Source organism: Endoryza foliicola (genome assembly GCF_050589245.1).
GTDB lineage: Bacteria > Bacteroidota > Bacteroidia > Chitinophagales > Chitinophagaceae > Endoryza > Endoryza foliicola.
Genome location: NZ_JBOBEW010000007.1, coordinates 17,313 through 35,471, shown reverse-complemented (window position 1 = coordinate 35,471; position 18,159 = coordinate 17,313). Strand labels below are relative to the sequence as shown.

Here is an 18,159-nt window from a genome sequence, read left to right as displayed (position 1 = left end):
CTGCGGGGCTTTTTGTATTAATGATTTTTAATCCATGGTATGAATTGATCCATCCACTTTACTTCAGTTGTTGGGTTGATCATTCCGTAACCATGTCCACCCTTTTCGAAAAAAACAGTCTCATAAGGGATCTTAAATTTCTTAAGGGCTTCAATAAACACTAAACTGTTTTCAATCTTTATCGGATCATCTTTCGCATGCACTAGAAAACTAGGAGGGGTGTCTTTATCAACATGCAGTTCGTTACTGTATTCATCTATTTTTTCGGCTGAAATAAGCGGCCCAATCAATTGTGCTCTAGAACCCATATGTCCAACACTGTCTTTAAAACTTATAACCGGATAAATCAAACCCAGAAAGTCGGGCCTGAGCGATACTTTTTCAGGATTCGGAATAAGCGATTTTTGATAATGGGTAGCCAGGGTTGACGCCAAATGCCCGCCGGCCGAAAATCCCATGACGCCAATTTTTAAAGGGTTGATATTCCATTTCTTGGCATTGGATCTCACAGTTAAAATAGCCTGTTGCGCATCTTGAAGCGGCCCAATTTCTTTATTCACCATCGTGGCAGTATCGGGTATACGGTATTTTACAACGAAAGCAGCTATACCGTTTTTGGCAAGTTCTTTGGCAACATCATGGCCTTCATGACTGGTAGCGTTGATAAAATATCCTCCTCCCGGGAAAATGATCATGGCTTGCTTACCGGGCGCCGGATGTTCCGGTAGATAGATGGTGAGGGTAGGGCGCGAAATTTTATGTACAATCAATATTCCACCTTTCAATGTATCTGTGAACTCCTCGTCTTTCGAAGGCTTTGAGTTAGGGATTGATTCACTGTAGAGCGGAACGGTTTTTTGAGCCATTGTTGTTTGGGCTAAAAGAAGAAATAGAAGAAGTGGGATGAAATTTTTCATGGCAAGAAATTAAATGATTGCTTTACTATCAAAAGATAGCAACTCTTTTTTCTTTGAACAAATTAGTCAAAAAGAAAGGGCCGCATTTGCGGCCCTTAAAGGTATTTATAACAAAATGCTTAGAATTAGATCACCAACATCGCATCTCCGTAACTGAAGAAGCGGTATTTGTCTTTGATCGCTTTCTTGTAAGCTTCCATAGCTAAGTCATATCCGGCGAACGCACAAACCATGATCAATAAACTTGTTTTTGGCAAATGGAAGTTTGTGATCAATGAATCGGCAATATTGAAGTTGTAAGGAGGGTGGATAAAAGTATTGGTCCAACCTTCAGATGGCTTCAATAATTTCTCCGCAGTATACGAACTTTCAATTGCACGCATGGTAGTAGTTCCTACCGAGCAAATGCGGTTACCACTTTTGATGGCCTTGTTAACGATATTACAAGAGGTTTCATCAATTTTGTAGTATTCTGCGTCCATCTTATGCTTACTCAAATCTTCTACTTCAATTGGACGGAAGGTTCCCAAACCTGTGTGCAGGGTCACTTCTGCAAAGCGAACACCCTTGATCTCCAAACGCTTGATCAATTCAATACTGAAGTGCAAACCGGCAGTAGGAGCTGCAACTGCACCTTCGTGCTTCGCATATACCGTTTGGTATCTCTCCTTATCCTCAGGCTCAGGCTTTCTTTTGATGTATTTAGGAAGGGGCGTTTCACCTAAAATTTCCAGCATCTGACGGAACTCCTCATCAGTTCCATCCCACAAAAATCGAATCGTACGACCTCTACTGGTGGTATTGTCAATTACCTCAGCAACCAACTCATCCGATTCTCCAAAATACAATTTGTTACCAACACGAATCTTTCTTGCGGGATCAACAATAACGTCCCACAAACGATTGGGCTTGTTCAATTCTCTTAATAAGAAAACCTCGATCTTGGCACCGGTTTTTTCCTTTCTGCCGTACATACGCGCAGGAAACACTTTGGTGTTGTTTACGGCAAATACGTCTTTGTCGTCAAAATAGTCCAAAACATCTTTGAAGGTTTTGTTTTCAATTTGGCCGGTGTGACGGTGAACTACCATTAAACGGGATTCTTCACGCTTTTTTGCCGGATGTTGTGCAATCAAATTCAAGGGAAGATCGAAACGAAACTGCGATAACTTCATGTATAGATTGATTTTTTAATGGATGCCCAACGCAAACAGAAGAGGAGCCAAGGCGGTAGTGAGGATCACTAAAACCAGGTCTTACGGCACCCGATTCTAATTGAACGTTGGTCTTTATAAGCGTGCAAAGGTACACTCTTAACCCGCATTTTTAAAATTTAAGTTTCACACCCTTGAAATACAAGTGGATAACTTGCAATTTGTTGATAATTAATATTTTGTAAATTATAAAGAGGTTTTATGAAAGATTTACCGTTTTAGTAGCTTGTTTGCTCCTTTAAATTGGTAATTTTCGTTTACACCTAGGCGTTTCGTATTGAATTTTTCAAGAAATGCATCCTAACCTTTACAAACCGAATATGAATTACAAACCCTTCCTTTTACTTTGTGTGCTCGGCTTGTTCATGAATGTAGTTTCAGCACAACGACCTACCGGAAAATACCCCAGTTTGCTTTGGGAGATCTCTAAAAAAGGAGACCCTAAGAAATCGTACCTCTTTGGAACCATGCACGTGAGTAGCAAAATGGTGTTTCATTTGAGCGACTCTTTTTATCTAGGCATCAAGCAATCGGATGTAGTAGCCATTGAATTGGATCCTTTAGAATGGCAAGATCAATTGTACCGATACGAAGAAGAGGTGCAAAATTATCAAGTGTACCAAAACGCTACCGCCGACAACTTCATCCGGCCTTTCCATCTTAGTTTCCCCGCTTTCAAACCTCAAATAAAATCAGCATTAAAAGAGGAACCCTCCATTTCAAACGGACTCCTATACCGCAATTATCAAGGCAACGAAAATTTCGAAGAGAACACTTATTTAGATCTGTACATCTATCAAACAGCTCGCAAACTGGGCAAGCAAACTACAGGAGTAGAGCATTACAGAAGAACACAGGAGGTTATTCTTCAAGCCAAGGCCGATCAGATCAACGAAGAAATAGTAGAATCCAACCAAACTAAAAAAGAAGAGGAAGACAGAGAAGTAGGCCGAACAGAAGCCTATGGTAAAATCAATGAAGCGTATCGGAAGGGCGATCTCGATTTGCTCGATTCTATGGAAACCATTGTGAGTGAATCAAAAGCCTACAATGAAAAATTCCTCTACTTGAGAAATGAAATTCAAGCGGCTTCGATGGATAGTATCATGAAGTCGGGAAAGAAATTATTTGTGGGGGTAGGAGCTGCGCATCTAGCGGGTGAAAGAGGTGTTATTGAAATTTTACGAAGAATGGGGTATACACTAAGACCCATTTATATGGTGAATAGAGACGCCGCACAGAAAGATCAAATTGATAAAATAAAAGCACCGGTCACACTCGCTGAGTATGCCGTTCCTGAACTAGGCATAGCTGCACAAATGCCCGGTCCTTTCTACCGCCGCACCGATAATAGGGCATATCAAACTTATCAATACTCCGATATGTCGAACGGAGTATACTACCTCTTAAGCAGGGTGCCGTATTACAGTGTAATCACCGATTTGAATAAGAACAAAGTAATTGAAACCATCGATAGTCTGTTATATGAAAACATTCCCGGGAAAATAATTTCTAAAACTAAAATTACCAGAGGTGTTTTTTCAGGATTTGATATTGTAAACAAAACCAGAAAAGGCGACAGCCAGCGTTATCAGATATTGGTTTCGCCTTTTGAAGTTTTTGTGTTCAAAGTAAACGGTCCCGATCAATACACTTCAGGAGCTGAAGTGACCAAATTCTTCAATTCAATCAAATTACCACAGTATTCCGCCGAAAATGAATTGCCAAATAAACCTAAGTCTAAATCGATCCTCACGCAAATAAACAAACCAAAATATTGGGGCGATTATTTCAAGGGGTATCAAATTGGAATGGTAGATACGGCCAATAGCAAAGCAAGTTTGCAAATGACATTCCGATTGGATCAGCACGATCTAATAGAAGAAGATAGTTTCTCATTGGCCATTTTAGCGTTCAATTTTGAACAAGTTCCGATCATTAAAAAAGAATTGTCAAGAAGCTTTACAATGACTCCAAGTGGGGGATTGCTAAAGGTTAGTTATGAAACTACTGATGGCAATAAATTATATGCACAGTATGTTGCCACAGGTGGATACTTTAGTTTCTACGTAGAAAACCAGCCTGAATTGAGTGGTCTTATCCCAAGTTCTAAATTAGTAGGTCTTACGTCAAGTGAGAAGCCAACTTGGTTCATAGATTCAAGTCTGCTTTTCAAAGTGAAAACCTCTTATTATCCGAAAACAGAGCAGCGTACACAAGATTTAATGGCGGCAGAGAAAGACCTGATCAATAAACGTGAGTATGGTAGTCAGTTTCAGACGGTATATAAAAATGCCAGTTTTATGGATCGTTCCCTGAAATCGGGAATATTCGTAACTGCCATTGATTTTAAGGGAGAATATTACAATAAAGACAGTACTAAGTTTTGGAAGCAGTATTTCTGGGATCCGTTTGCGCCGAATTCCTTAATATATCAAAAAGTCGATACGTTTTGGTCCAATCGGATGGTTTCGGGATTTGATTTAGTGCTTCGTGATACAGCGTCTCAAAAAGCCATTCGCAAAAAAGTAGTATTGAACGGAAATCGAATGGTTGTTGTTTCAACCGACTTCGACGCCAATGCCGGCTTGGATGAAGCTCAACTGGAATTCTTTAACAGTTTCGAATTGTTGCCTCGGATAGACAGTGTATCCATTTTTAAGTCTCCCATGGAGCGCTGGTATGCCGACTTCTCCAGCAGTGATTCCTTATTAGCATTGAAAGCACGAAAGGCCATCAATGATACCTATTTTGGAAAGACCGGCTGGACTTTTTTGAAGAAGGCAATTGAAACCGGTACCAGAGACAAAAAGGAATATGTTGCAACCAAGGAGCAATTGATTCGCGAATTGGGGTATATAAAAGATAGTACCAGTTTAGTACAGCGGGTTCAATATTTGCAAGAATTGTATGATGCCAACGCCGACACTACTCGTTATCAAAACGCGGTATTACAAGCCCTAGCCAATATGGACGAGAAACTTGCCGTGACCACTTTTTTGAAATTAATTGTAAATGATCCTCCGGTTTTTGAAGAGAACAACGAATATGAGGAGCTATTCTCACCTTTTGAAGACAGTTTGAAATTGGCAACCCTCTTGTTTCCTGAAATCAATAAGTTGATATCAATTGAAAGCTATAAAGAACCGATCCTCGATTTACTGGTCACAATCAAAGATTCGGGATTGTACAAACCTGAATTCAGTCCGGAATTGACGAAGATGATTTTTGATGCAAAGATCGAATTGAAGAAAGCGGTTAATACGGTTCAAAATGAACAAATTGATGCAGCTTCTTCTAATGTTGATTTCTATGGTTCCAGAAAAAGTACCCATCCTGATTTGGAAAAGTATTTCACACTGCTGGCTCCCTATTACAAAGAAAATGCACAGGTGCAAAAGATCTTTGCAACTGCATTGAAGTTCCCGGTTGGAGCTACTCGAACAAAAGCATTGTTGGAGTTAATTGGACAGGGAGTACCCGTAGATCATGTGCTATTAATAAGCACTGAAAAAAATCAAAAGGAGCGGAAGAAATTGTACGAGGGCTTGTATGTTTTAAAGCAATTGGATTGCATGTCGCCGGAGTACAAATCAGAAAATAAACTTTTGGAAACCGCCTTGGTTTCGGAGTTGGAAATAGATTCATTGAGTGAAATTGAAGTTATTAAAAAGCAATGGGTACAAAGTAAAACCGACTCGGGTTGGTTTTATATTTTAAAGTATCGTAAAACAGAGAAAGGTCCTTGGCGTATTGCGGGATTCGGCCTCATCGATTTTTCAAGAAACCATTTGGATATGGATTTCACGCATAAGCCAGAAGAAGTATTGAAAGATTTGGATAAGGCATTGAAAGCAGCTCAGCGCTCTTTGAATGGGTACTTGTTTGGTCTTCGTCCATCCGGAAGATTCTATGCCAATCAGTTCAATCGTTACAACCGATTCACAGATGACGATGAGGAAGAATAGATTTTAGAACCTAGGGATCGCACTTAATAATTGTTGAGTGTAGGGCATCTGAGGATGATAAAATACATCGTGTGCAGTGCCAGTTTCAACAATGGAACCATTGTTCATGACGAGGATTCGGTCACTAATATAATGTACTACATTCAAATCGTGTGTGATGAATAGAATGGTGAATTGAAAACTTTCTTTTAATTCTTGAAGAAGGTTTAAAACTTGCGCTTGAACACTTACATCCAATGCTGCAACCGATTCATCACAAACCATACAGGCTGGATTCAAAGTAAGGGCACGGGCAATCACAATTCTTTGGCGCTGACCTCCACTGAATTCATGTGGATAGCGTGGAAGGATGTCTTTTGAAAGTTGAACTTTTTCCAATAACTCAATCACCTTGCTTTTTCTTTCTTGGTGATTGTTTCCCATTCCATGCACTTTCATGGGTTCAGTTAATGCTTGTTCAATGGTCATGGAAGGGTTCAAACTTGAAAAGGGATCTTGGAATACCAATTGCAGATTTTTCCTGAGTTCTGAGTTAGAAAGTTGACCAATAGCAGTTCCATTCAACAACACATCGCCTGAGTCGGCAGGAATCAATTGCAAGAGCGCTTTCCCCAGTGTTGTTTTACCCGAACCGCTTTCGCCCACAATACCCAGTGTTTCTCCTTTGTAGATGGTAAGGTTGATATCTTTTAGTGCTTGATAATATGCTTTCGGTTTCCCCAACCAATTTCGTTTGGTTACAAAACGAACATTTAAATTCTTGATTTCAATGAAAGGCTGAGTGCTTGTTGTACTTTGAAATACTTTGTTGTGTACGGAATCATTTCTAAGAATTGATTCAACCGTTGGTAAAAGGCGCCCTTTGTAATCCGCTTGCGGTCTGCATTGAATCAATGCTTTCGTATACTCTTGCTCTGGATTTTGAAGCAATTGTTTGGTCGGTCCTTTTTCAATCAATTCGCCACGATACAATACAATAGTTTGATCCGCAATTTCTGAAACCACACCTAAATCATGCGTTATGAACAAGATGCCAATTCCTGTATTGCGTTGAAGTTCTTTTAATGTTTCAAGAATCGATGCTTGTACAGTTACATCTAGGGCAGTAGTGGGTTCGTCGCAGATTAACAGACGCGGTTCACAGCACATTGCTATCGCAATCACTACGCGCTGCTTTTGTCCGCCACTCAACTGATGCGGGTATTTATAATAGGTTTCTGAGGGATTCGGAACTTTCAGTAGTTCTAATAGAGACACTGCTTCCGAAAATGCCGCTTTGGACTTGAGTTTTTTATGTTTTCTGATTGCTTCCGAAATCTGTTCCCCAACGGTAATTAGTGGGTTTAAAGAGCTCATGGGTTCTTGAAAAACCATTGCAATTTCGGTTCCTCTAATGCTTTCAAGCATTGCTTCATCGCAATTCAAAAGATCAATTTGCGATCCATCTTTTTTGGTATAGAGAAGTGAACCCGATTGTTTGCCAATACTTTTTTTTGGAAGAAGACCTAACAGAGATAAAGCAGTTACTGATTTCCCCGATCCTGATTCACCCACCAGTGCCACTAATTCGTTTGTTTGGATGGTGAAATCAATGCTATTGACAGCCGGTTTTTGTGGGCTGTTTGCAAAAGATAGTGAGTAGTTCTTTACTTCCAGTAACGGGGAGCGTGAAAGCATGTTGTGAAGATACAAAACTCTGCAGATTACCGCCGGTAAAGGGCAGCATCCGAATTGGATGCTATTCCTTTGGCAGTTTAGAATTTGAGGTGACGAACCGTTAAACCATCATCGATCAATTGTTTCAATGAATCGATTCCAATTTTGATATGTCTTTCTACAAAATTGCCGGTTACTTTCTTATCACTCTCTTCTGTTTTTACTCCTTCAGGAGTCATTGGTTGATCACTTACCAAGAGTAGGGCTCCAGTAGGGATCTTGTTGTAGAAACCTACAGAGAAGATGGTAGCCGTTTCCATGTCGATGGCATACGCACGCACTTTCTGGAGGTATTCTTTGAACTGTTCGTCGTGTTCCCACACTCTACGGTTGGTGGTGTAAACGGTGCCTGTCCAATAATCTACTTCATGTTCACGAATGGTAGTAGATACCGCTTTTTGCAAAGCGAAGGCAGGTAAGGCAGGAACTTCGGGAGGGAAATAGTCGTTGGAAGTACCTTCTCCTCTAATAGCAGCGATTGGAAGAATAAGGTCGCCAATTTGATTTCTCTTTTTGAGTCCGCCGCATTTACCTAGAAAAAGAACGGCTTTGGGCTCAATGGCAGTCATCAGATCCATAACAGTTGCTGCTGTTGGACTTCCCATTCCAAAATTGATAATTGTGATGTTTTCTGCAGTAGCGCACTGCATGGGGCGATCTGCACCTACGATGGGCACGTTGTGCCATTCGGCGAAAAGCTTCACATAATTACTGAAGTTGGTGAGAAGGATGTACTTTCCGAAGTTCTCCAGTTTTTCTCCGGTGTAGCGTGGGAGCCAGTTTTCAACGATTTCTTGCTTTGTTTTCATGTTGTTGGCTTTAATGTTAGTAAATATCAAAGAATAGGGTCATGGGCGGATTAATCCCACAAATTTAGTTATTTCGCAGCAATGATCGCGATAAACTATCCAAAACATGATTTCAGAACCAAAACAGAATTGGGTAAAACGCTCATTTTCGATGAATGGAGGAAATTGTGGGTAACGCTGAGTCCTGAAGAGTGGGTGCGTCAACATGTATTGCTTTACTTAACCAACACGCTAAACTACCCTTCGGCATTGATTGCCATAGAAAAAGAGTTGGACTTAGGTGGAATGAAAAAGCGTTTCGATGTGTTGGTGTACGATAGAAATCATCAACCTTGGCTCATGATTGAATGCAAGGCCATGGATGTGAACTTAGATGTGAAAGTGTTGGAACAAGTGATGCGCTACGGTATTAGTATTCCTGCACCGTATTTGGTTATCACAAATGGCAGCTATACTTTGGGGTGGGAGCGTAGAGACGGGACCTTGGTACCCATTGAACAGTTCCCGTTGTGGACTTAGTTTATTCTTCTTTTTCGAATCGGAAATTCTTGTTTTATTTCTACAAATCCTGCTTTTTTATAGACTTGCAAGGCTTTGGGATGATCGAGTGAGCAAGTATTCAATTGTATTTTGGGTTTCCCATAACCTGCTGCTTTATTGATGACCCAATTGAGCAAAGCGGGTCCCCAGCCTTTACCCGTATGTTCAGGAAACAATCCGAAGTATTGAATTTCCACTGCATCCGTTAAATCAACCAATTCAATATAGCCAATGGTTTCACCGAGGTATTGAAACAGGTAGATGCTGGTTTGATCGTTGTTAATTGCCTCATTCAAGGCCTCATCTTCCATAAAAATTCGATCCAGCCAATTCCATTTTTCACCCACTGAATAATACAAACTGCGGTATTCGTGTACGTCTCTCGGCGTCGACCACAGCACTGCGCTCACATTCTCCGGCAACGTTACTACAGAAGGGGTAGGAGACGGTTGTTCTAGGTAATGAACAGTAATGGGGATTTCTTCGAAAGATATGGTTGCGGGATTGATTCTTTTCATACTCATCGCACCAAAATTACAATACCTGTTCGAATTACCGGCCCGCATAATCCTTCTCCTTTAATAACATACGTGTATCCACCGGCTGGTTGCGCTTCTCCTCTAAATTTTCCATCCCAACAATCTGATGCATCTTTCGTTGAAAACAGTCGAAGCCCCCAGCGATTGAAAACTGAAAACTCAGTGATATTTACATTTGCCCATGATCGAATACCGAAGCAATCATTTTTTCCATCTCCGTTAGGGGTAAATGCATTGGGTACAGCAAATACGGGTCTTCCGGTTTTATTAACATCTACATAGATGGAAGCAGTGTCTGTACAGCCATTGGCACCTGTGCCGGTAACCAAATAGGTGGTAGAAGTGGTTGGAGTCGCTTTTGTGGATACTGCTCCGGCATCGGCTAATGTAGAGGCGGGTGACCACACATAAGATACGCCACCACTTGCTGTTAATTGCGCGTAAGGAAGGTCGCAAGTGATGTCATTCGACTTGGTTACTGCAATATCGGGCAAAGGAAGAACTGCTACTTCAACATCGAAGCTTTTCTGGTATCCGCATGTTGATGAAACAATGGCAACTTGATAGGTAGTAGTTGTTGTGGGCCTTGCTACCGGATTGACAATGCTGGCATTGCTCAAAGTACTGGCAGGCGACCAAGTGTACTGTGATTGACTTCCATTCGCACCGTCTAATGTAATAGACTTGCCAAAGCAAATAGAACCGCCTTTAGGAGTGTTGAAAATGGCAGGCTGTATGGCAACCACGGCATCAGTATTGGATGAAGGGGAATTTATACATCCGTTTTTATCCGTTATGCTCAATAGCTTATAGTTTGCATTAGCAGTAAGAATGTTAGGAGCATTGAATGTAAGGTCGCTTTCTATATTGGGTTGCACTATTAGATTTCCCTGTGGATCTTGATAACTAATAGTAAAAGGTCCAACACCTTTGAGTTTATGAAACAAAAGTTTGGCTTGCGTATTTGCACATATGGTATCACCAACAAGGTTCCCATCGGGTAGCTGATTCACTCGGGCATAGAGAATATTCGTGGTAATTCTACAATTGATAGAGTTAATATTTGTGCTTTCAGCGGCTACCATACGATAGATCACATAAGTGCCATTGTTATAATTTGGAGTAACGTTAATGGATAATGCATTTGAGTTGGGGATATCTGTCCAAGCATTGTTTCCGGTGCTTACTTGCCATCTATACGCCGGAGTACTATACCCACTTTGGATAGTTCCGTAAAGCTGGATGGAACTGCCTTCACAAATACTTACACTGTCTTTTTTCGAAACAGGGTCTAAAGAAGCTGTTGACAAAGGTCCACAAGGCCTGAATGTAATATCATCGATAGCTAAATCATTACCGGGTAAAGCAGCACCTCCGGGAGCATTGTTGATCATTTTTAGTATTACGCTCGATTCCGTTGTTGGGAGGGTGAAATAAAATCCGTATTGGCGCCAAGTCATGGAAGTGCTTTCTGTAATAGGGCCAGTTGTGTAGCTACCAAGTACGGTACCATCCAGTTTGGTGATTTGAAAAGTAACATCAGGATCCACTCCGTTTCCTTTGTTTAGATCAAGACAATTGGCCACCCATGCCGCAAATTCATAGGAAGTGCCTCCACAAAGGTTGGAGATGGTTTGTTTGTAGAATTCCAATCCCGCTGTTGCTTGCGAATTGTAAAAAGCCATATAACCATTGTTATCACCTGGAGTATGATCAGGCGCACCCATGAACCAACCTTGGTTGGCAGGAACATTGTTGGTGATAGTGTATTGACCATCATTGGGAACAGGGGTGGCAGGATTGCCCGTTACAGCCAGGTAGTTCAAAGTAGTAGAAGCTCCCGGAACAGTAGTGGGTAAATCGGAAGCAGGATTGTTACCTGATCCAAAAGTGATATTCACTACAGGGTCGCCCAATGTTCCGTTGCAAAGCGTGTTTTGAACCTCACATAACGCCGCAACTTCGTCTGTATTGAGCGCTCGATTGTAGATACGAACATCATCTATTTTGCCTTTAAAACGGAGAGGATCTCCTGCCCACCAGCTTCCAATTAAAAGCTGTGTGTTAGTACACTCAAGTAAGTTTTGATATGTGGTTGTCTTCACGTCGGCGAGCACTCCATCTACATAAATTTTCAGAGTATTGTTTTCGAAACTCCCTACCAAGCAATGCCATTGATTGGTACTGAAATTGTTGGTCGTTCTTGCAAATGGATTGCTTGGATCATACAAGTATTGTTGAAAACAAGAAGCTGTGAAGGGGGTCGTTCCAAAAAAATATCCGTATTGAACATCATAGTTTATTCCTAAGTTGTAGGTTGCAGCATAGCCGGTGCCATATTCGATTTTACCGAGGATCATCTGACCACCTGCAACTTCTGTGTTTATCATTGCAGCCACAGTAATCGCTTTAGTAGAGAGTTTACCTGCATCGTTTACTACAATGTAGTCGTTAGCGCCGTCAAACCTCATTGCACTGTTTGGGTTGTTGAAACGGTCGGTTGTAGGTTGGGGGTTCCCCATAATAACACCATTCAGGTTATTACCGGAAGCATCAGTAGCGGTGCCGTTCAATGGATAATAGGCAATTAGTCCATTGGTTAAGTTTACTTGCGAAAACGCATAGTTACAAATGCTCATCATCATTACAACAAGCAATATTCTCTGAATGCTGATCACCCCTCGTTTACTATACATGTACCGCACAAGAAAATTATTAAGTCAAATTAGGGATACAAAATGCTTTTTATCCCCAAGTAACGGAGAATAAGTTCAATCTTACGCTTGATTTTTTCTTTCCTATTTAATTTGATTACATTAAACGTGTATTTTGCAGTTCCTGTCGCTTCTGATTTTAATGGAAGTTTTTTCTTTTTTTCAATAACCATTACACTATCGTAGTAATGAATAGAAGAAACATTTTCAGAAAATTTGGTTACCTTAAGTGAATTCTCTTGACTGTGAAAAGCGTTTAGTTGATCAATAAATTGTTTACTAAACTCAATAAAAGTTCCAGGTCTTTTATGGCCTCCTCCATAGTCAATCCAATAACTTGTATGCAAGTCTTCAATTAAATAGACCCCATCGTCCTTTATGTGTTCAAAAAGATGGTTGAAAGTTGTTATTTGTTGTAGCATTGTGTGACCTCCATCATCAATCAGAATATCAACTTTGGGGATTTTTGTCTTCAAACTCTCTAAGAATTGTGGGTCTGATTGCGAACCAATAAAAATTTGTATATTATCTTCCTCAAATTCCTTGCATCTCGGTTCTATATCAACTCCAAAAATTTGAGCTGAATGGCCAAAATAGGACTTCCACATTTGTAAACTTCCACCTTGAAATACGCCAATTTCAAGAATCGTTATTGGTTTATTTCTATATTTAGCGAAGTGGCGCTCGTATATTTCAAAATAATGAGCCCATTTGTGTATTAGTCTTTTATCGTTGTTTCTAAAGTAAAGTTCTAAGTCGTTCATTTTGTATTCAAAATTTTAATAATTATATCTTTTCGAAAAGGCCTTTTAAAATATAGAAAAATGATTTTATCCTAAAGTTACTATAAACCAGGTTATTTTTAATAACATTGAATATATACCTTAGAGGAACTAGATGCTTGAATTCAGGATGCTTTTTTCTAACTTTTCGAATGTTTCTGACTTTGTAATACATTCTAATTGGTGAATGTATCATTCTAGTCATTTTAATAATACCAAAGATAGAGATTTTCTTTTTTATCCCTTCTGAATGGTTTAGAAAAAACATGTTCAAAAGCGCAGTACGATATCCGATTTTAAGGGATCGAATGCAATATTCTGTATCGACTTCATCTATAAAAAATGACTCATCGAATTCTCCAATTTTTTTAAATGCATCTAAGTTCACAACTGATCCTGACGTTATTAGAATGCTATTTTCAATTTCGTCTTTAGTGATTTGTTGTTTAAGCTGATAATATCTGATACCGATCATTGAGTAGGCGCCACTTTTCATCTTGATTTCGACAGACCTAAGATAGCCAGATATTTGTGATTCATTGAAACTGGAGTCTTGATCCATTGTTAGCAAGAATGAATATCCATCTTTAATGGCCTTCGAGCATGCTTCATTTAGTCTTTGGGCAATTCCCTTATTGTACCCGTCCCAGTAGTACACAGCCTTTTCGCTAAGTGCGCCAAGGTCTAGTAATAGTGGGTTAGGAGAATTGTCAATTAAATACAATTTCTCAATATGATCCTTATAAGTCAATATGTTTGCGATAAAATCATTTGGTGGGTTATAAAGGATAGTTACTGCTGCAATTCTCATGTCGTTTTGAATTGTTTTACTAGTTGCAAATGTACTGATTTCTGCCTGTACTAAATCTAGCGTGATTAAGTAAACTACATATTGCCATTTTCTATTCATCTTTCATAAACATAAATGACAGCAATTCAATTTTGAGTTTCGAATGTAATGATGTTGTAAATGAAGTTATTAAAAATGATCGGCTGTTAAAATAGTACTATCTAGAACCCGTATCTCCCAACTTCTAGTTCGGAACAGAAATCACCTAATACTTCAGAAATATATTCTAAATGAAAAATTCCATCTCAGTTAATTGGCATCAATACTTAGATGTATTGGTTTTTAAATACTTTTTTGAACTCTTCTATTAGATACACTAACAATACATTATTTTATTTATTTTAACTTGTTATGCTATTGAAATAACGGTCTTAAATATTTTATGAGATACTAGTTAATTGCACAAAACGTTTATTTTAGATATCTATAACTCTTCTAAAATTTTTAAAACAAAAGAATTAATTCTTACTTCTTCAAGGCGACAAACATACTTCTATTAATATACTCAACTGTACTATGGTCAAAAATATCTCCAGTAAAATTATGCTGTTCAAAAACATAATCAAAGCCGACCTTATAAAGGATTTCAGTTAAATCCTTTTTCAGAAGCCAGAATGACTTGGAATTGCTGTAGGAAGCCCATAAAAGGTTTTCGATTTTAGATTTTGTAGAGTTAGGACTCCATTCCGAATACCATCTTCCTCGATAACCCTCATGAATAGTCTTTTTGGAAAGACGATAGTTTCTTGAAGATGACAAAAATTGAACTCGCTTATGAAGTGGGGCAAGATACCTAGAGTTGAGCATCCCCAATTCATAACGGATGTCCCGTTCAGGCGCATAATGGGTGTGAAGAAGGAGAAGCTTGCTAGTAGTTCTAGATAGTGCTTCAAGGAATTTGGCAGGATTTTCCAAGTGATATAATAAGCCATAACAGAACGTAACGTCAAATTTACCGTATGACTCTATATTTTTTGCATCATCTTTAACAAATTTAAGATTTGCTAAATTCAACCCAGATTTAACATAGTTACATTTATCCAAATTCGTTTGTCTTGCTTCGATTCCAAGTGTATCAAAACCGCTTCTTGCCAGTTCAACGCTATACCCTCCCTCCAAGCAACCTATATCAACCGCTCTCAGTTTAGATCGATCAAAACTTTCTTTTGGAAAAACAAAGTCGAGTATTTGATTGGCTGAAGACCAAACTTTGCTTTCGGAAATCAAAACTAATTTGTCGTTCATAGTTCGTTCTCCTGAATCTAAAAGAACGTTATGAGCTGTAAAATGCATAAAAGGAAATTTTTGAGGTTTAATTAAATAATATTGGAGATTAAGTTATGGTTATTTTAATTCAAAAAATATAATTTCTAAAAGAAGTAAATTGCAAAGATTATAAAATTCTCCTATGCCAGCTGCTCAAACGTATTTTGGAATAGTGTAAAACAAATACTTGAGTTTAAAAAAGGGGCAGGATTGTTCTGGATTTGAGCAATATGTTTGTATACCTTAAATTTTATAAGCGCCTATTTTTTGCTGGGTTTGAAAAGATCGAATTATTCATTTAGGATCCAAGGATGTCAATTAGTTACATTAGGTTTTTACTACTTTACGCATTCTATATTTTATTCTAATACAGGATTGTTTTAGAAAAAAATATAGTGTTTTGATTTTTGTATATATAACATTACCTATATTCGATTTGAAATTCGAGACCCGACGCCTTTTTTAAACCTTTTTGTTCATCCTTTTAAAGTACTCTTTTGCGATACATTGTTTGTATAGCATTAGCTTTCTTTGTGTTTATGAACCTTAACCAAGCTCAAACTGCTGGCCAACACTTCCGTATAGTGAATTCGGCCGATACGCTCCCTCAGCTTGGTTCCGGTGGAATCTTCTCTATCCCCATCTTGTCATCTTGTAAGAACTTTTCATCACTCAGATATATTATTGTAAATGAGCCACAAGCTATTTCCATTCAAGGGGATACTAGTGTTTTACCCAATCCGATGTTTTCTCGTCATAGTGTACTAACGTTAACAGGGTACATTAGTTACACAAATAATTATCAGGCTTTTATTGATACCCCGGTTTCTGAGAGAAATCTTATGCAGCAGACTGTTCAGGGCCGTTTACAGGGCGTCTTTAAGGAGCGATATCCATTTAATATTAACTTTAGCTATCGCTTTAATAATTCGTCGCTTTTTAAAGATTATTTTGACCTGGGCTTAAATTACAATGCTGAAGATTTTAAAAGGCTTTTACTCAGGGCTTTTCGCGATCAGGTGAATACTAGATTGAGTCAGTATCAAAAAGAACTTGATTCTCTATTAGCTCTTGTAAAGCCACTTACTCCCGATCTTACGGAAAAGTACATGAGTCTTTCAATGCCGAATGCCCCCCAGATTGAAACAGAGCGAAATGAAAGGCTTTTTCTCCAGCAACAAGAAACGAAGTATGATTTGTATGAAGACTCACTGCGAGCATTGATTGATCGTGGTGAAAGAAAGGGAATGAATTATTTTAAGTCATTTCAGCATAAGGGTGATTCTTCAGTAAGTAGCATACAGTCAAAAATTCCCTCTACAAAATTTGATACTGCTTCTCGGTTACGTGGAATGGTTGATACCAACAAGGAAAAGTACGATTCGCTGATCAACAAAATTGAAAAGCTGAAAAAGAAAATAGGAGCAGCGAGGGATTCTATACAATCCTATAAAAATTTAGATTATTCTAAATTGGCGGAGGAGAATGTGTTTGACACTAGTAATATAAGAAATGCAAGACTGGCAAGAATCTACAAGATTTTGTTTTCAGTGAAAACCGTTTCACTGGGTAGAACGGTTGTGAATTATTCCGATTTAACTGTTCGTCAGTTGAGCTTGAATGGAATCAATTTGGAGGTTAACCCAGGCTACTATTTTGCAGTAACTGCCGGAAAGATTGATTTCAGGTTCAGAGACTATATTGTTCGAAATGCCTCGGTAAAGGGTCAAAAATTCGCGATGATTCGCGTGGGTAAAGGATTCATAGATAAAGATCATGTTGTATTGAGCTATTTCTATGGGCAACGACAAAGTTTTAATTCTATTTTGAATGCTCAGAGCAATCAATTAATACAGCCGGGGAATAATTTAGCCGGTATTAGCTTAGAAGCAGCCAAACGAATTGGTTCTAATGGTTTGCTGACAATGGAAATAGCTAAATCTTCGGCTCCTTATTATATTTTGGATACACTGAATGGGGTTAAATGGATGCGCGGTATTTCGAACTTTTCTGAACGCCATAACGAAGCGTACTCATTGAAATATGTTCAGGGGTTTAAGAAAATTGATCTTACTGTTCAAGCCGGTGTAAAATATTTGGGCGCGAAATATCAGTCCTTTTCTGTCATCAATACTGGAAGCTATCAGATTGGATGGCATTTCAAGGTGAAACAAAGCTTTCTGAAGAAGCGGATTCAGTTTCAAGGATCAATACAGCAAAACGAGTATTCCAATCCTTTTTCCATTCTAACATATCGTTCCGCAAGCATTGTGGCATCGGCATTTGCTAGTTTCAGGTTTAAAAGCCTGCCGTTTTTTTCCATTGGGTACTATCCAACACAGCAGGTGTTAAAACTTTCAGACAATAGCCTGAGCATCCATCAATACAGGACTTTAATGGCTACTGCTGTTAAGAACTTTAAAATTGGGAAGCAGTTTGGGACGAGTATGCTGATGTTTAATCAGTTTAAAGGAAGTTCGAAAGATAGTGGTTCTTATCTGAATGATTTTTCAAGTGTTCAATGGTCAAATTCTGTTGTTTTAAAGAAGGTAATGGTAGGGTTGAACTTGAGTTCACAAGTGTCAAATAGAACAGCATTTAACACAGTTGAAACCGAATGTAGTTATTCTCCTTTTCAGTGGCTGAGTTTTAGTTCAAATCTAAAGTTAAGCGTTCTGCAAGGGAGTAAGAGTTTGTACAAGGGGTATGGAGGGAGCATAAATCTCAAAGTTGGCATTTTGGGTGATGTTTCTGTCTCATTTGACAGGACCTATGTTCCATATATGTTGAATTCAATTGTGAAAAACGAATATGGTCGATTAACATACTATAAAACATTCTAGA

12 protein-coding genes are annotated in these 18,159 nt (G+C 38.9%); 3 read left to right on the top strand and 9 right to left on the bottom strand.

The annotated features are described in order from the left end of the window. Nucleotides 1-17: 17 nt before the first annotated feature. Nucleotides 18-917, bottom strand: coding sequence for an alpha/beta hydrolase (locus ACQ2HE_RS15600; protein ID WP_430896968.1), 900 nt, complete (start codon nucleotides 915-917; stop codon nucleotides 18-20). A 125-nt stretch (nucleotides 918-1,042) separates the two neighbouring features. Continuing rightward, nucleotides 1,043-2,092 carry a tRNA preQ1(34) S-adenosylmethionine ribosyltransferase-isomerase QueA gene (gene queA, locus ACQ2HE_RS15595; RefSeq protein WP_430896970.1) on the bottom strand — a complete coding sequence of 350 codons (1,050 nt, stop codon included), beginning with the start codon at nucleotides 2,090-2,092 and terminating at the stop codon, nucleotides 1,043-1,045. 332 nt (nucleotides 2,093-2,424) lie between these two features. Between queA and ACQ2HE_RS15590 the strand changes: the two genes are divergently transcribed. Beyond that, nucleotides 2,425-6,099: a TraB/GumN family protein gene (locus ACQ2HE_RS15590; RefSeq protein ID WP_430896972.1), complete on the top strand. Its 3,675-nt coding sequence runs from the start codon at nucleotides 2,425-2,427 to the stop codon at nucleotides 6,097-6,099. A 3-nt stretch (nucleotides 6,100-6,102) separates the two neighbouring features. Here ACQ2HE_RS15590 and ACQ2HE_RS15585 read toward each other — a convergent pair whose 3' ends face one another. Together ACQ2HE_RS15585 and ACQ2HE_RS15580 are read right to left on the bottom strand one after the other, a co-directional pair. Continuing rightward, nucleotides 6,103-7,776, bottom strand: a complete 1,674-nt coding sequence (locus ACQ2HE_RS15585) for an ABC transporter ATP-binding protein (RefSeq protein ID WP_430896974.1) — start codon at nucleotides 7,774-7,776, stop codon at nucleotides 6,103-6,105. A gap of 77 nt (nucleotides 7,777-7,853) precedes the next feature. Further along, the gene (locus ACQ2HE_RS15580) at nucleotides 7,854-8,624 is read right to left on the bottom strand and encodes an AMP nucleosidase (protein ID WP_430896976.1); all 771 of its coding nucleotides are present in this window, start codon (nucleotides 8,622-8,624) and stop codon (nucleotides 7,854-7,856) included. An 81-nt stretch (nucleotides 8,625-8,705) separates the two neighbouring features. On the opposite strand from ACQ2HE_RS15580, the gene ACQ2HE_RS15575 reads away from it, so the two are divergent. Continuing rightward, complete coding sequence (locus tag ACQ2HE_RS15575) at nucleotides 8,706-9,143, top strand: type I restriction enzyme HsdR N-terminal domain-containing protein (protein WP_430896978.1); 438 nt, start codon at nucleotides 8,706-8,708, stop codon at nucleotides 9,141-9,143. Here the strand turns inward: ACQ2HE_RS15575 and ACQ2HE_RS15570 are convergent. From ACQ2HE_RS15570 to ACQ2HE_RS15550, 5 genes are all read right to left on the bottom strand, one after another. Next, nucleotides 9,140-9,688 (bottom strand): GNAT family N-acetyltransferase, encoded by a 549-nt coding sequence (locus tag ACQ2HE_RS15570; RefSeq protein WP_430896980.1) that lies wholly within the window; start codon nucleotides 9,686-9,688, stop codon nucleotides 9,140-9,142. The two genes, ACQ2HE_RS15575 and ACQ2HE_RS15570, sit on opposite strands and share 4 nt — an antisense overlap. Continuing rightward, nucleotides 9,685-12,399, bottom strand: a complete 2,715-nt coding sequence (locus tag ACQ2HE_RS15565; RefSeq protein ID WP_430896982.1) for a LamG-like jellyroll fold domain-containing protein — start codon at nucleotides 12,397-12,399, stop codon at nucleotides 9,685-9,687. The genes ACQ2HE_RS15570 and ACQ2HE_RS15565 overlap by 4 nt, the downstream gene beginning before the upstream one ends. 29 nt (nucleotides 12,400-12,428) lie before the next feature. Beyond that, a complete protein-coding gene (locus ACQ2HE_RS15560; RefSeq protein WP_430896984.1) occupies nucleotides 12,429-13,181 on the bottom strand; it encodes a class I SAM-dependent methyltransferase in 753 nt (250 codons plus the stop codon). Nucleotides 13,182-13,203: 22 nt separating this feature from the next. Beyond that, nucleotides 13,204-14,010, bottom strand: coding sequence for a glycosyltransferase family protein (locus ACQ2HE_RS15555; protein ID WP_430896986.1), 807 nt, complete (start codon nucleotides 14,008-14,010; stop codon nucleotides 13,204-13,206). A gap of 504 nt (nucleotides 14,011-14,514) precedes the next feature. Next, nucleotides 14,515-15,342, bottom strand: a complete 828-nt coding sequence (locus ACQ2HE_RS15550) for a class I SAM-dependent methyltransferase (RefSeq protein ID WP_430896988.1) — start codon at nucleotides 15,340-15,342, stop codon at nucleotides 14,515-14,517. 512 nt (nucleotides 15,343-15,854) lie between these two features. On the opposite strand from ACQ2HE_RS15550, the gene ACQ2HE_RS15545 reads away from it, so the two are divergent. Next, nucleotides 15,855-18,158 (top strand): hypothetical protein, encoded by a 2,304-nt coding sequence (locus ACQ2HE_RS15545; protein WP_430902470.1) that lies wholly within the window; start codon nucleotides 15,855-15,857, stop codon nucleotides 18,156-18,158. Nucleotide 18,159: the final 1 nt, after the last annotated feature.

Coding starts and splice junctions, on each gene's coding strand:
- ACQ2HE_RS15550 (WP_430896988.1), bottom strand. CDS start 15,342: ATGCATTTTACAGCTCATAACGTTCTTTTAGATTCAGGAGAACGAACT.
- ACQ2HE_RS15590 (WP_430896972.1), top strand. CDS start 2,425: ATGCATCCTAACCTTTACAAACCGAATATGAATTACAAACCCTTCCTT.
- ACQ2HE_RS15570 (WP_430896980.1), bottom strand. CDS start 9,688: ATGAGTATGAAAAGAATCAATCCCGCAACCATATCTTTCGAAGAAATC.
- ACQ2HE_RS15555 (WP_430896986.1), bottom strand. CDS start 14,010: ATGAGAATTGCAGCAGTAACTATCCTTTATAACCCACCAAATGATTTT.
- ACQ2HE_RS15585 (WP_430896974.1), bottom strand. CDS start 7,776: ATGCTTTCACGCTCCCCGTTACTGGAAGTAAAGAACTACTCACTATCT.
- ACQ2HE_RS15560 (WP_430896984.1), bottom strand. CDS start 13,181: ATGAACGACTTAGAACTTTACTTTAGAAACAACGATAAAAGACTAATA.
- ACQ2HE_RS15600 (WP_430896968.1), bottom strand. CDS start 917: ATGAAAAATTTCATCCCACTTCTTCTATTTCTTCTTTTAGCCCAAACA.
- queA (WP_430896970.1), bottom strand. CDS start 2,092: ATGAAGTTATCGCAGTTTCGTTTCGATCTTCCCTTGAATTTGATTGCA.
- ACQ2HE_RS15565 (WP_430896982.1), bottom strand. CDS start 12,399: ATGTATAGTAAACGAGGGGTGATCAGCATTCAGAGAATATTGCTTGTT.
- ACQ2HE_RS15580 (WP_430896976.1), bottom strand. CDS start 8,624: ATGAAAACAAAGCAAGAAATCGTTGAAAACTGGCTCCCACGCTACACC.
- ACQ2HE_RS15575 (WP_430896978.1), top strand. CDS start 8,706: ATGATCGCGATAAACTATCCAAAACATGATTTCAGAACCAAAACAGAA.
- ACQ2HE_RS15545 (WP_430902470.1), top strand. CDS start 15,855: ATGAACCTTAACCAAGCTCAAACTGCTGGCCAACACTTCCGTATAGTG.